Origin of the sequence: Pseudomonas sp. NBRC 100443 (assembly GCF_030268185.1) — a bacterium.
Taxonomy (GTDB): domain Bacteria; phylum Pseudomonadota; class Gammaproteobacteria; order Pseudomonadales; family Pseudomonadaceae; genus Pseudomonas; species Pseudomonas citronellolis.
Map to the genome: position 1 here is coordinate 47,656 of NZ_BSQE01000010.1, position 12,763 is coordinate 60,418.

Annotated in this window: 13 protein-coding genes; 6 read left to right on the forward strand and 7 right to left on the reverse strand. The window is 67.7% G+C overall.

Annotation, left to right across the window (positions count from 1 at the left end):
- Positions 1-6: 6 nt before the first annotated feature.
- From pcaG to pcaC, 3 genes are all read left to right on the forward strand, one after another.
- Positions 7-612, forward strand: a complete 606-nt coding sequence (gene pcaG / locus QSJ95_RS14945) for a protocatechuate 3,4-dioxygenase subunit alpha (protein ID WP_009618058.1) — start codon at positions 7-9, stop codon at positions 610-612.
- A gap of 105 nt (positions 613-717) precedes the next feature.
- On the forward strand, positions 718-2,067 hold the full coding sequence (locus QSJ95_RS14950; RefSeq protein WP_285643318.1) for a 3-carboxy-cis,cis-muconate cycloisomerase: 1,350 nt from the start codon (positions 718-720) through the stop codon (positions 2,065-2,067).
- Between the two features lie 29 nt (positions 2,068-2,096).
- Entirely contained in the window at positions 2,097-2,492 is a 396-nt protein-coding gene (gene pcaC / locus QSJ95_RS14955) for a 4-carboxymuconolactone decarboxylase (protein WP_058072711.1), read from the forward strand.
- A gap of 404 nt (positions 2,493-2,896) precedes the next feature.
- Here pcaC and QSJ95_RS14960 read toward each other — a convergent pair whose 3' ends face one another.
- On the reverse strand, positions 2,897-4,303 hold the full coding sequence (locus QSJ95_RS14960; RefSeq protein ID WP_285643319.1) for a DUF2252 domain-containing protein: 1,407 nt from the start codon (positions 4,301-4,303) through the stop codon (positions 2,897-2,899).
- A 171-nt stretch (positions 4,304-4,474) separates the two neighbouring features.
- Here QSJ95_RS14960 and QSJ95_RS14965 point away from each other — a divergent pair, with 171 nt between their 5' ends.
- Positions 4,475-5,569, forward strand: a complete 1,095-nt coding sequence (locus QSJ95_RS14965) for a DUF1615 domain-containing protein (RefSeq protein WP_285643595.1) — start codon at positions 4,475-4,477, stop codon at positions 5,567-5,569.
- Positions 5,570-5,578: 9 nt separating this feature from the next.
- On the opposite strand, the gene QSJ95_RS14970 is transcribed toward QSJ95_RS14965, so the two are convergent.
- The 5 genes from QSJ95_RS14970 to QSJ95_RS14990 form a co-directional block, all read right to left on the reverse strand.
- Positions 5,579-6,007: a hypothetical protein gene (locus QSJ95_RS14970; RefSeq protein ID WP_058072709.1), complete on the reverse strand. Its 429-nt coding sequence runs from the start codon at positions 6,005-6,007 to the stop codon at positions 5,579-5,581.
- A gap of 196 nt (positions 6,008-6,203) precedes the next feature.
- On the reverse strand, positions 6,204-6,797 hold the full coding sequence (locus tag QSJ95_RS14975; protein ID WP_285643322.1) for a GNAT family N-acetyltransferase: 594 nt from the start codon (positions 6,795-6,797) through the stop codon (positions 6,204-6,206).
- A 62-nt stretch (positions 6,798-6,859) separates the two neighbouring features.
- Positions 6,860-7,534 carry a polysaccharide lyase family 7 protein gene (locus QSJ95_RS14980; RefSeq protein WP_276215252.1) on the reverse strand — a complete coding sequence of 225 codons (675 nt, stop codon included), beginning with the start codon at positions 7,532-7,534 and terminating at the stop codon, positions 6,860-6,862.
- Positions 7,535-7,709: 175 nt separating this feature from the next.
- Entirely contained in the window at positions 7,710-8,750 is a 1,041-nt protein-coding gene (locus QSJ95_RS14985) for an aldo/keto reductase (protein WP_064582140.1), read from the reverse strand.
- Between the two features lie 138 nt (positions 8,751-8,888).
- The gene (locus QSJ95_RS14990) at positions 8,889-9,326 is read right to left on the reverse strand and encodes an Lrp/AsnC family transcriptional regulator (protein ID WP_009618069.1); all 438 of its coding nucleotides are present in this window, start codon (positions 9,324-9,326) and stop codon (positions 8,889-8,891) included.
- Between the two features lie 134 nt (positions 9,327-9,460).
- Between QSJ95_RS14990 and QSJ95_RS14995 the strand changes: the two genes are divergently transcribed.
- Positions 9,461-10,381, forward strand: coding sequence for a DMT family transporter (locus QSJ95_RS14995; RefSeq protein ID WP_061560826.1), 921 nt, complete (start codon positions 9,461-9,463; stop codon positions 10,379-10,381).
- Positions 10,382-10,441: 60 nt separating this feature from the next.
- Complete coding sequence (locus tag QSJ95_RS15000; RefSeq protein WP_009618073.1) at positions 10,442-10,843, forward strand: hypothetical protein; 402 nt, start codon at positions 10,442-10,444, stop codon at positions 10,841-10,843.
- Between the two features lie 801 nt (positions 10,844-11,644).
- On the opposite strand, the gene QSJ95_RS15005 is transcribed toward QSJ95_RS15000, so the two are convergent.
- Positions 11,645-12,454: a gamma-glutamyl-gamma-aminobutyrate hydrolase family protein gene (locus QSJ95_RS15005; protein WP_285643329.1), complete on the reverse strand. Its 810-nt coding sequence runs from the start codon at positions 12,452-12,454 to the stop codon at positions 11,645-11,647.
- Positions 12,455-12,763: the final 309 nt, after the last annotated feature.

A 12,763-nucleotide genomic window follows, 5' to 3' on the forward strand; every position in this document is an offset into this window, starting at 1 on the left:
TTCGCCATGCCCGTTCAACTGCTCCCCGAAACCCCCTCGCAGACCGCCGGCCCCTACGTGCACATCGGCCTGGCCCTGGAAGCGGCCGGCAACCCGACCCGCGACCTGGAAATCTGGAACCAGATGGCCAAGCCCGGCGCCGCCGGCGAGCACATCCTGCTGCTGGGCCACGTCTACGACGGCAACGGCCACCTGGTGCGCGACTCCTTCCTGGAGTTCTGGCAGGCCGACCACGAAGGCAACTACGACAGCCGCTACGACGCCGAGAAGGCGTTCAACGGCTTCGGCCGCACCGCCACCACCTTCGATGCCGGCGAGTGGACGCTGAAGACCATCAAGCCGGGCGTGACCAAGGCCGCCGACGGCCGCCCGCAGGCGCCGCACATCAACGTGTCGCTGTTCGCCCGCGGCATCAACATCCACCTGCAGACGCGCCTGTACTTCGAGGACGAAGCCGAAGCCAACGCCAAGGACCCGGTGCTCAACCTGATCGAACAAGCGCCGCGCCGCGAGACCCTGGTGGCCCGCCGCTGCGAAGTGAACGGCCAGCTGGCCTATCGTTTCGACATCCGCATCCAGGGCGAAGGCGAGACAGTGTTCTTCGATTTCTGATGCGTTCCGGCGCCTGAACGGGCGGGCCGCGCGAGCGGTCCGCCCGTCGGCGTTCACGGCATGGCGTAGGCTGTGCCTGATGACGAAGAAAACTGGAGCCCTTGCGTGAGCAACCGACTTTTCGACGCCTACTTCACCCAGCCGGCGATGCGCGAGCTGTTCTGCGACCGCGCGCGCCTGCAGGGCATGCTCGACTTCGAGGCCGCCCTGGCCCGCGCCGAGGCGCGCTGCGGGGTGATCCCGGCCAGCGCGGTGGCACCCATCGAGGCCGCCTGCCGCGCCGAGCTGTACGACTTCGACGCCCTGGCCACGGCCATCTGCAGCGCCGGCAACTCGGCCATCCCCATGGCCAAGGCGCTGGGCCGGCAGGTCGCCGCGACGGACGCGCAGGCCGAGCGCTACGTGCACTTCGGCGCCACCAGCCAGGACGCCATGGACAGCGGCCTGGTGCTGCAACTGCGCGCCGCCGTCGGCCTGCTGGAAGACGACCTGGCGCGGCTGGGCGCGGCCCTGGCCGAACAGGCGCGCCAGCACGCCGACGTGCCCATGGCCGGGCGCACCTGGCTGCAACACGCCACCCCGGTGACCCTGGGCATGAAGATCGCCGGCTGGCTCGGCGCGGTCACCCGTCACCGCGAGCGCCTGGCCGAACTCAAGCCGCGCCTGCTCAGCCTGCAGTTCGGCGGCGCCTCCGGCAGCCTGGCGGCGCTGGGCGACGACGGCTTCGCCGTGGCCGAGGCGCTGGCCGAGGAGCTGCGCCTGCAACTGCCGGAACAGCCCTGGCACACCCAGCGCGACCGCCTCGTCGAATTCGCCGCCTGGCTCGGCCTGGTGGCCGGCAGCCTGGGCAAGCTCGGCCGCGACCTCAGCCTGCTGATGCAGACCGAGGCCGGCGAGGTCTTCGAACCTTCCGCGCCGGGCAAGGGCGGCTCCTCGACCATGCCGCACAAGCGCAACCCGGTGGGTGCCGCCGTGCTGATCGGCGCCGCCACCCGCGCGCCGGGCCTGGTGGCGACCATGCTGAGCGCGATGCCCCAGGAACACGAGCGCAGCCTCGGCCTGTGGCATGCCGAATGGGAAAGCCTGCCGGAGCTTTGCTGCCTGGTCTCCGGCGCGCTACAGCAGGCGCTGCTGGTAGTGCCGGGCCTGGAAGTGGACGCCCAGCGCATGGCCCGCAACCTCGACCTGACCCGCGGCCTGGTGCTGGCCGAGGCGGTGAGCATCGCCCTGGCCCGGCGCATCGGCCGCGACGCCGCGCACCACCTGGTGGAGCAATGCTGCCGCCAGGCCGTGGCCGAAGGCGCGCACCTGCGCCAGGTGCTGGGCGGCAACGCCGAGGTCTGCGCGCAATTGAGCGAAGCCGAACTCGACCAGTTGCTCGACCCGGCCCATTACCTGGGCCAGTGCCGCCGCTGGGTGGAACGCGCCCTGGAAGAACACGCGCGCCTCGGCTGAGGCGCGACAGACAAGCGAGAGAGAACCCGATGGACGAGAAACAACGCTACGAAGCCGGCATGCAGGTGCGCCGCGCGGTGCTGGGCGACGCCCATGTCGACCGCAGCCTGCAGAACCGCACCGCCTTCAACGAAGAGTTCCAGGAAATGATCACCCGCCACGCCTGGGGCGACATCTGGACCCGCCCCGGCCTGCCGCGGCACACCCGCAGCCTGGTGACCATCGCCATGCTCATCGGCATGAACCGCGAAGGCGAACTGAAACTGCACCTGCGCGCCGCCCGCAACAACGGCGTGAGCCGCGAGGAGATCAAGGAAGTGCTGCTGCAAAGCGCGATCTACTGCGGCATCCCGGCGGCCAACGCCACCTTCCACCTGGCGGAGGAAGTGTGGAACGAGCTGGGGACGGAGTCGCTGGAGGGGTGAGCCCGATCTAACGGCGTATAACCGCGAACGGCCCTACGCTATGGCGCTTTTCGTAGGAGCGAGCTTGCTCGCGAATGGAGTTTGTCGGTGGCTGCGGTGTTGGGTTCAAGAGCACCCTCTCCCCAGCCCTCGGCTGCGCGCCCCGCCCTGAAGGGAGAGGGGGCTTGTCCGTGCCAGCGGAAAGGCCAGTTTCAGCCGGATAGCACCGAGATTGCCGGCTAACTCCAGAGCTCCCATTTCTGCCCAACGGTCCCCTCTCCCTTCAGGGAGAGGGTTAGGGAGAGGGCGCTCTTGAGGGGGCACACCAAACCTGCCCGGTAGAACGCCTTGGTTCCCGGCGGCTCCGGGGCTGACCTTGGCGTTGGCTTCGTGTAGCGGCGTATAACCGCGAATGGTTATACGCCCTACGGCATCCGATCCGCCACGAAATCCGCCTCCGAGCGCGCCTCCAACTGCCCTTTGCGACAAGCGCGCTGGAACCGCTCGAAGTCCCGTTCGTTCTGCAGCGCATAAGCCTTGGCGTAATGCACCAGCGCATCGTTCAGCGCATCGCTCTTGCCGATGTAGCCGGCGATCCTCGCCGCCTGGCCGCCGGACTTGGCGTGGGCGCAGGCCAGGGCGCGGCCGCAGACGCGGGCGTAGGCGAGGAAGGCGTTTTCGTCGAAGGTCTCCAGTTCCGCCGAGACCTTCATGTCGCGCAGCTGGCGCACGTAGAAGTGGCGGCCGCCGGGGCCGGTGGTCCAGCCGAGGAAGAGGTCGCTGGCCGACTGCATCAGGCGCTGGCCGTCCACCACCCGCTGGCCCTGGTGGCGGGTGCGCAGCTTGCTGCGCACGTAGCCGGCCAGCACCGAGGGACGGGCTTCCTTGTACTGCAGGAACAGCGGCTGTTCCTGGGCGTCGATCAGCAGCGCCACCAGGCAGCGGGTGCCGACGCTGCCCACGCCTACTACCTTGAACACCAGGTCCTGCACCTCGAAGCGGTCGAGCAGGTCGCGGCGGTCGGCCTGCAGGGTGGAACGGTAGTCGCGCATGAAGGTGTCGTGCAGGTCCTGCCAGTGCTCCAGGTCCATCCAGTCGTCGTCCTTGTCCAGCAGCGAGGTCGAGGCGTGCAGGTGGAAGATTTCCGGCAGGTCGTCGCGGATCTGCAGGCGGCCCTTGGCGTCGCGCTCGGCGATCTTCGGCAGCAGCTCGGCGTGGGTGCGCCGGTTGGCCTTCTCGATGGCGCGCTGCACGTGCTCGCGCAGGTCCTTTTCCTTCTCCTGCTCCAGCGCCACCTCGTAGTCGATGCGCCCATACCACAGCTCCAGGGCGCCCATCTCGGCGCACTCGGCCATGTTCTGCTGGTAGGAGGCGACCAGCTCGTGGCAGGCGCTCTCTTCCACGCTCTCGCCGTGGCGCAGGTCGCGGGCGGCGATCAGGAAGCTCGCCACCAGGCGCTTGAGGTCCCACTCCCAGGGGCCGGGGTGGACCTCGTCGAAGTCGTTGACGTTGAACAGCAGGTTGCGCTCGGGGGAGGCGAAGCCGCCGAAATTCATCAGGTGGCAGTCGCCGCAGATCGGCAGCTCCATGCCCATGTCCGGGGTGCCCGAGAGGTCGTGGGCCTGGAGCAGGGCGCTGCCGCGGAAGAAGGTGAAGGGCGACACCAGCATGCGCCCGTAGCGCAGCGCCACCAGGGATTGCACGCGGCCGGCGCTGGAGGCCTCGATCAGCGGCAGCGGGTCGCGGTCGATTTTCCCGGGTTCGGAATGGCTGCTGCGCGGGCACTTGTCGCGGGCGTCCTTGCCCTGCTTGCGGAGTTCCTTGATGTCCATCGTTCACCTCCAATCCCGGGGCCATGAGTTCGAGCTTAGAGGCTGGCCAGGGGCCTGCAAGTCGGCGCCTTGGGCTGGCCTGGAAAGGGCATTTCTGCGATGGTCGCGGCGTCTCGTCGTCAGGAAGCGTCCATGTCCGCCATCGCCATTGTGCTCGCCCGTCCCGCCAAAATGCCCTGGCGCGCCCTGGGCATCGCCCTCGGCCTGCTGGCCCTGGCCGGCTGCAGCTCGCAGTCCGCCCGTCAGGCGCCGGAGCCGACGCCGGCGCAGGTGCGCGCCACCCTGGCGCAACTGATGCCGGCCAAGGTGAGCGACCGCAGTGGCTGGGCCACGGACATCCAGGCGGCCTTCGCCGCCCAGCGCATCCGCCCGAGCACCGAGAACCTCTGCTCGGTGCTGGCGATCACCGAGCAGGAGTCCAACTTCCAGTCCGACCCGCAGGTGCCGGGCCTGGGCCGCATCGCCCGCGGCGAGATGCAGAAGCGCGCCGCGCGCCTGCACATCCCCAACTTCCTGCTCGACGCCGCCCTGGCGCTGAAGTCGCCCACCGGCAAGAGCTACAGCCAGCGCCTGGACGCGGTGCGCAGCGAGCGCGAGCTGAGCGCCATCTTCGACGACTTCATCGGCATGGTGCCGCTCGGCCAGCAACTGTTCGGCCGCTTCAACCCGGTGCGCACCGGCGGGCCGATGCAGGTCAGCGTGGCCTTCGCCGAGCAGCACGCCGAGGGCTACCCGTACCCGCTGAAAGGCAGCGTGCGCCAGGAAGTGTTCAGCCGCCGCGGCGGCATGTACTTCGGCATCGCCCACCTGCTGGGCTACCCGGCGGACTACCAGCGGCCGCTGTACCGCTTCGCCGACTTCAACGCCGGCTGGTACGCCAGCCGCAACGCCGCCTTCCAGCGCGCGGTGAGCCTGGCCACCGGCATCCCGTTGGCGCTGGACGGCGACCTGATCCGCTACGACTCCAGCGCCGCCGGCGCCACCGAACTGGCGGTGCGCACCCTGGGCCCGCGCCTGGGCCTGAGCGACAGCCAGATCCGCCGCGACCTGGAGCAGGGCGAGCGCGCCGAATTCGGCGAGACGAAGCTCTACGCCAAGGTCTTCGCCCTGGCCGAGAAGAACGAAGGCAAGCCCCTGGCCCGGGCGGTGCTGCCGGGCATCACCCTGCACAGCCCGAAGATCACCCGCAACCTCACCACCGCCTGGTTCGCCCAGCGCGTGGACGAGCGCTACCAGCGCTGCCTGGCGCGCGCTGGCAAGCGCTGAGGCGGCGGTTCAGTCGGTGCCGTATTTCTTGTCGATCTTGCGCTTTTCCAGTGTGTAGGCGGCGAGATCGATCTGGCCGTTCTTCAATTGGTCGTCGAGAGCGCTGAGTTCCTTTTCCGACTTCGACTCGAGGTTGGCGCGGGTGGCCTGGTAGTTGATCGACTTGGCAGCGTCATATCCGCTGACCGGGTCCCAGAGAATCGACAGCGGCCACAGCAGCAGGTTGAGTACGCCGTAGCCGTACTCGCGACCGTAGAAGGAGCCGCCGCCCGGCAGCAGGCCAAGCGCCGCGCCGGCTCCGGGGCTCTTCTCCTCGATCAGTTGACCCTTGGCCTCGTAGCGGGCGTACTCGGCTTTCTGTGGGGCGCTCAGGCCGCTGGCGCAGCCGCTGCACAGGGCGATCAGCGCGGCCCCGGCGATAATGCGTTTAACGAACATCCTGTCACTCCATGTCATGTCACAAAACCGCCACTTGCTGGTGGCGGCGCAGACTAACATTGATAGTGGCTAGTGGCCATTTCTTTGTTCGGCAACGCGTTCGCTGCGCCCAGGTATTGGTTTCAGGTGCATTTGTGCAGGCTGGCCCGTCCCTGTTCTGCTCAGGCTGAGTCGAGCTCGGCGCGGTGGCTGAGCTTCAGCTGCGGCCCAGGCGCGCCAGTAACGCGGCCTTCACCGCCGGCCATTCGTCGTCGATGATGCTGAAGCGCACCGAGTCGCGCTTGCGCCCGTCGGGCATGATCCGCTCGTGGCGGACGATGCCCTCCTGCACCGCGCCCAGGCGCAGGAGGGCGGCGCGGGACTTCTCGTTGAGCACGTCGGTGGTGAACTGCACGCGCACGCAGTGCATGACTTCGAAGGCGTATTCCAGCAGCAGGAACTTGGCCTCGGTGTTGATCGCCGTGCGCTGCGCCGAGGCGGCCAGCCAGGTGTGGCCGATCTCCAGCTTGCGGTTGGCGCGGTCGATTTTCCACAAGCGCGTGCTGCCGACGATGCGCCCGCTGCGCCGGTCGCGGATGGCGAAGGGCAGCACCGTGCCAGCGTCGCGCCCGGCCAGGGCCTTGTCCAGGTAGGCGTCGATGCTGCCCGGCCCCGGCACCACCGTGACCTTGAGCTTCCACAGCTCGCCGTCGGCCGCCGCGGCGAGGAGTTCGCCGGCCTGTTCGCTGGCCAGGGGCAGGAGTTCGGCGTGCTCGCCGGTGAGGCGTGGCTGGGGCTCGGGGGCGGTCATGGCGGTTTCCTTGGCTGGGCCCCCGAGCTTGCCGCGTTCGGGCGCGGAAGCAAAGCCGCACGCTAGACGTGGCTCAGCTGCAGGTCATGGATGATGCACACCGAACCGTCCGTGGCCAGGGTGGCGCTGGTGTAGTCGACCTGGTTGTACACCCCGCCGTGGAAGTCGAAGGCGTGGCCGGCCCAGTCCGGGTCGAGGGTCATGGGCGCGAGGTTGGAGGTGCGCCCGTCGCAGCTGGCCTGCACCGTGATCACGGCCGAGGCGGTGGCGTGGATGAGGATGCTGAAGCGTGCGCCCAGCGGCACCTTGTCCAGCACCGTGCTGTTCACCGGGTCGGGCTGGTCGAAGTGCTGACGAAAGCCCAGGGTGATCTTGCCCTTGTTCCAGAACACCTTGACCACCGGGCTGTCGTCGTTGAGCACGTGCATCTGCGAGATCACCACCTTCTGCGCCGAGTTCACCCGCGTCAGCGTCATCTCCTGGCGGTTGCTGTGCTCGCGCGCGCTTTCCAGCAGCCAGTACTTCGCCTCCTTCCATTCGCAGCGGGTGCGCTGGGTGCTCTTGCTGGATGCGCCGAGGGTCGGCGCGGTGAACTGCACGCTGCCGTCGGGCTGGCGCGTGACCAGCTCCGGGTACTGCTGCAGCGCCTGGCTGCCGGGGATCTCCAGGGCCACCGGGTTGGTGGCCGAGCGGGGGACGGGCAGGCCGATGGTCAGGTTGTCGATGTTCACGCTCATGTCGTCAGTCCTCTGCTGTGGGAAGGGCGCAAGCGAAAAGGCAGGCGCGGGGCCTGCCTGATGGATGCGACTGACGACGGCGGCGAATGCTCAGGATTTCCGCATGAGCGGTAGGCCGGGGCAGGGCGCCGGGGTGGCCGGGGCCCTGCCTGCGAATCGCGCGCAGAGCGCCTGCTTAGCGCCCGCCCAACTGGCCGCGGCGGTACTCGCCCTGGCGTTCGAGCATCCAGCCGGGGTACTCGGCCGGCAGCGCGCTGACCTGGTCGAGGGTGGCCAGTTCTTCGGCGCTCAGCTCGACCTGGGTGGCGGCGATGTTGTCCTCCAATTGCTCCAGGCGCTTGGCGCCGATGATCACGCTGGTCACCGCCTCCTGATGCAGCAGCCAGGCCAGGGCCACCTGCGCCACCGATACGCCCTTGGCTTCGGCGATGCCGCGCATGGCGTCGATGCAGTCGTAGGCGCGTTCGCGGTTCACCGGCGGGAAGTCGAACTGGGTGCGTCGGCTGCCGGCCTCGGCCTCGCCGCCGCGGCCGTACTTGCCGCTGAGCAGGCCGCCGGCCAGGGGGCTCCAGACCATCAGACCGACCTTCTCGCTGCGCAGCAGCGGCACCAGTTCGCGCTCCAGGTCGCGGCCGGCGATGCTGTAGTAGGCCTGCAGCGACTCGAAGCGGGCCAGGCCCAGGCGCTCGGCGATGCCCAGGGCCTTCATGATCTGCCAGGCCGCCCAGTTGGAGACGCCGACGTAGCGCACCAGGCCCTGGCGCACCAAGTCGTCGAGGGCGCGCAGGGTTTCCTCGATCGGCGTGGCCGGGTCGAAGCCGTGCACCTGGTAGAGGTCGATGTGGTCCAGCTGCAGGCGCTCCAGGCTGGCCTGCACGCCGCCGGCGATGTGGTAGCGCGACAGGCCGCGGGAGTTGGCGCCGCGGGTGCCGGTCTCGCCGAACACCTTGGTGGCGATCACCACGTCCTCGCGGGGCACGCCGAGGTTCTTCAGGGCCTGGCCGGTGATGACCTCGGAGCGGCCCTCGGAATACACGTCGGCGGTGTCGATGAAGTTGATGCCGGCCGCCAGGGCCGCGCCGACCAGCTGCTCGGCCTCGGCCTGCTGCAGCTTGCCGATCTGGCTCCACAGCTGGCCTTCGCCGCCGAAGGTCATGGTGCCCAGGCAGAGTTCCGAGACGAACAGACCGGTGTTGCCGAACTTTCTGTAGCGCATGGCGAGCAATCCTCGGGAGGGGGCAGGGAAGGCGCCGCTGCCTCGCGCAACGGCGGACGCCACCAGTATGGGCGCCGCGCCCTGGAAGGACGGCGCTCGATGCTGCCGCATTCTTGCCTATTGCTGCTGGCGCCCGCCTCAGGCCATGGGCGGCAGGCGGCGCTTGACCGGGGTCTTCTTGACGATGGCGGTGCTGGTCTCGGCGTAGGCGTTGAGGCGGTCGAGCAGGGTGTCCAGCTGCTCCATGTCGCGCACGCACAGGCGGGCGACGAAGCAGTCGTCGCCGGTGATCTTGTCGCACTCGGTGAACTCGGGGATGGCCTGGATCTGCCGTTCCACCTCGTGCAGCCGGCCGGGCAGCGGGCGCACGCGGACGATGGCCTGGAGCAGGTAGCCGAAGGCCTTCGGGTCCACCTCCAGGGTGTAGCCGCGGATCACCCCGCGGTCCTCCAGCTTGCGCAGGCGTTCGCCGACGCTGGGCGCGGAGAGGCCGCTGACCTGGGCCAGGGCCTTGAGCGACAGGCGCGAGTCTTCCATCAGGGCGGCGATCAGCAACTGGTCGATTTCGTCGGTCATCTTCGGCTCGTTAGGTGATTGTGGGCAGATGCCTTGATAGTAAAGGCAGTATTTCGAGAGTGCCTTGCGTTTGCGATGGAAGGACAGGGTGGCGCCTTGTCATGCTGTAGGCACACCTTGCAGGAGGAAGCCCCATGGACAAGTCCCTTCAACGCGGCACCCTGGAGATGACCGCGGCCATGCTGATCTGCGGCACCATCGGTTGGCTGGTGCTGGTGTCCGGCCAGCCGGTGCTGGACGTGGTGTTCTGGCGCTGCGTGTTCGGCGCCGCCACCTTGCTGCTGGCCTGCGCCCTGCTCGGCCTGCTGCGCCCGGGCGTGCTGAGCCTTGCCGCCTTCGGCCTGGCGCTGCTCAGCGGGGTGGCCATCGTCGGCAACTGGGTGCTGCTGTTCGCCTCCTATTCGCGGGCGTCCATCGCCATTGGCACCGCGGTGTACAACACCCAGCCCTTCATGCTGGTGCTGCTGGCCGCGGTGTTCCTCGGCGAGAAGCTCAGCGCGCGCAAGCTCGGCTGGCTGGCGCTGTCCTTCGCCGGCATGCTGGCCATCGTCAGCGCCCATGGCAGCGGCGGGCCGGGCAGCGACTACCTGGGCGGCATCGCCCTGGCCCTGGGCGCGGCGCTGCTGTATGCCTTCGCCGCGCTGATCGTCAAGCGCCTGCAGGCGGTGCCGCCGCACCTGATCGCGCTGGTGCAGGTATGCAGCGGCGTGTTGCTGCTGGCGCCCCTGGCCAACCTCTCGGCGCTGCCGCAGCAGCCGTCGGCCTGGGCCTGCCTGGCCACCCTCGGCATCGTCCACACCGGGCTGATGTACGTGCTGCTCTACGGCGCCATTCAGAAACTGCCGACGGCGCTGACCGGCGCGCTGTCGTTCATCTACCCGGTGGCGGCGATCCTGGTGGACTGGGTGGTGTTCGGCCACCGCCTGGGCCTCGCGCAGTGGCTGGGCGTGGCGGCCATCCTCCTGGCCGCGGCGGGTATGCAGCGCGACTGGGGGCTGCCGCGGCGGCTGGCTGCGCGCTTCGCGCTGCGTGGGACGGATTACGGAAAGCGCTGAGGTATGGGAATTTTTCCCTTAGCGCTGACTCAAACTCCCACCAAGTCACGCCATGGGTGAATGATGAACTACAAGCTGTTGCCAATGATCGGTGTCGCGGTGCTGCTCGGCGCCTGCGGCGGCAAGGAAGCGGAAGTGTGCGCCAGCAAGGACATGCGCGACCAGTTGGTGAAGGTGTTCACCGACGGCCCGCTGTCCGGCCGCGGCGACCTGCTCAAGGACGTGGAGCTGCGCGACGCGGCCATCCTCGAGAAGGACCCGGACAGCGGCGTGCTCGAATGCGTGGCCACCTTCCGCGTGCCGGTGGGCCAGCAGGTGGTGCAGGGGCCGCTGGAGTACCGCATCGCCCCGGCGGCCAAGTCCGATCATGACTATCTGTTGCTGTTCACCAAGAGCGAGCGGGCGTTGGCGCTGGCCGACCGGATTCAGCGGGTGTTCCCGGCGGCGGGGACGTCGCAGTGATGATGGGAGTGTAGGAGCGAGCTTGCTCGCGAACCTCCTGGCGGTTGCGGTGTATCGGTTGCCTCCGTTCCCTCACCCCAGCCCTCTCCCGGAGGGAGAGGGGGCCGTTTGGCGTGAGTGGTGAATCCAGAGTCAGCCTGAAATGCCTGTCTATCCCAGCGTTCGCGGGAATGGTGAGGGTAGGAGCGAGCTTGCTCGCGAAGGGTGCCTTGCGACTGCGGTGTATCGGTTGACTCCGTTCCCTCACCCCAGTCCTCTCCCGGAGGGAGAGGGGGCCGTTCGGCGTGAGTGGTGAATCCAGAGTCAGCCTGAAACGCCTGTCTATCCCAGCGTTCGCGAGAGTGGCGAAGGGGAAGGATGGTGCCTGACCTCCAGGCCGCTCAGGACAGCCCCCTCTCCCGCTTGCGGGAGAGGGTTGGGGAGAGGGTGTTCTTGAGCCTGGCACTTCACGCCACCGGCAAACTCCATTCGCGAGCAAGGACCAGGCGCCCCCTCGCTCCTACGAAAAGCCGCGCTCGCCTGCAACGTAGGCGCAACTGTCTTGGCGGCTGCGCCGAAGCGCGCCTCAACGGATGGGTTGAGCCTTGGCGAAACCCATGCGGTGGTGATGGGTATCGCTTCGCTCAACACCATCCTACGAAAAGCCATGCTCGCTCATCCGCGAATCACGCCGATATCACCGGCTATCGCGGACGCGCAGGCAACTGCCAGCCTCTGCAGTGGCCCGAACGCCGCACAAACGAAAAAGCCGCTCCCCCATGAGGAGGAGCGGCTTTTTCATCAGCGCCTTTCGGCACCCGCTCAGGCAGCGTTGCCGTAGCGGGCCTGTTTCTTCTTGACCTGCTGGCGGCACGCGTCGCCGAAGGCCTGGAAGATCTTCACCGAATCGGGGTTCTTCAGCGCCTGCCATTCCGGGTGCCACTGCACCGCGAAGAGGAAGGGCGACAGGCTCGGCGCGTGGATCGCCTCGACCAGGCCGTCTTCGGCGTGGGCGATGGGCTCCAGGCCCTTGCCGAGGTTCTTCAGGCCCTGGCCGTGCAGCGAGTTGACCTGGATCGAGTCGGTCTGCAGCAGCTTGTGCAGCCAGGTGTTCTGCGCCACGCGCACGCTGTGCGCCGGGGCGTATTGCACCTCGACCGGGTCTTCGGGGTTTTCCCGGTGGTCGTTGAAGCCGGGCTCGGCGTAGACCTTCTGGTAAATGTCGCCGCCCAGCGCCACGTTGATTTCCTGCATGCCGCGGCAGATGCCGAAGATCGGCAGGCCACGGGCGATGGCGGCCTTGATCAGGGGCAGGTCGAAGAGGTCGCGCTGCTTGTCCTGGGCCTTGCCGGGGGTTTCGTTTTCCTGGCCGTAGAGGGCCGGATCGATGTTGCTGCCGGCGCCGGTGAGGTAGACGCCGTCGGCCATGTCGAGGTACTGCTCGAGATCGTCGGTACCGCAGCAGGTCGGCACCAGGACCGGCACGCAACCGGCGATGTCGCTGATCGGGGTGATGTACTTGTGGGTCATCACCTGATAGTCGTGGCCCTTGCGTTCCTGGGCGCCCATGGACATCAGGACGACGGGCTTGCGGAGTTTCTGATTGTTATTGCCAATGTTGCTGTTGGACATATGTCACCTTGGGACAGGCTCGGCCTGTCGTTTATGTGCAGGCGCGGCCGGGAGGGCGCTACCTGGGGCTCCGAGCACTGCCGTAGCGGGGCTGGAAGCGCCCGCAAACGGTCGAAGCCTGCCCACCAGCCTGCCAGAGCCGTAAAATATGTCAAACAATTTCGCTTTCGATCGTTAAAAATAATGGCCGAAATTCATGGCGATTTCGTTTTCAAGTCTCTGTATTTAAATGGTTTTTTATTTAATTCGATAAATATCGGTCCATTATTTTTTACGGATCAGGCCTTTTCGTGAAAATTATACTGAACA

Bases quoted from the DNA above. Each gene is read 5' to 3' on its own strand.
- pcaG (WP_009618058.1), top strand. From the start codon at position 7: ATGCCCGTTCAACTGCTCCCCGAAACCCCCTCGCAGACCGCCGGCCCC.
- pcaC (WP_058072711.1), top strand. From the start codon at position 2,097: ATGGACGAGAAACAACGCTACGAAGCCGGCATGCAGGTGCGCCGCGCG.
- QSJ95_RS14960 (WP_285643319.1), bottom strand. From the start codon at position 4,303: ATGGACATCAAGGAACTCCGCAAGCAGGGCAAGGACGCCCGCGACAAG.
- QSJ95_RS14965 (WP_285643595.1), top strand. From the start codon at position 4,475: ATGCCCTGGCGCGCCCTGGGCATCGCCCTCGGCCTGCTGGCCCTGGCC.
- QSJ95_RS14970 (WP_058072709.1), bottom strand. From the start codon at position 6,007: ATGTTCGTTAAACGCATTATCGCCGGGGCCGCGCTGATCGCCCTGTGC.
- QSJ95_RS14975 (WP_285643322.1), bottom strand. From the start codon at position 6,797: ATGACCGCCCCCGAGCCCCAGCCACGCCTCACCGGCGAGCACGCCGAA.
- QSJ95_RS14980 (WP_276215252.1), bottom strand. From the start codon at position 7,534: ATGAGCGTGAACATCGACAACCTGACCATCGGCCTGCCCGTCCCCCGC.
- QSJ95_RS14985 (WP_064582140.1), bottom strand. From the start codon at position 8,750: ATGCGCTACAGAAAGTTCGGCAACACCGGTCTGTTCGTCTCGGAACTC.
- QSJ95_RS14990 (WP_009618069.1), bottom strand. From the start codon at position 9,326: ATGACCGACGAAATCGACCAGTTGCTGATCGCCGCCCTGATGGAAGAC.
- QSJ95_RS14995 (WP_061560826.1), top strand. From the start codon at position 9,461: ATGGACAAGTCCCTTCAACGCGGCACCCTGGAGATGACCGCGGCCATG.
- QSJ95_RS15000 (WP_009618073.1), top strand. From the start codon at position 10,442: ATGATGAACTACAAGCTGTTGCCAATGATCGGTGTCGCGGTGCTGCTC.
- QSJ95_RS15005 (WP_285643329.1), bottom strand. From the start codon at position 12,454: ATGTCCAACAGCAACATTGGCAATAACAATCAGAAACTCCGCAAGCCC.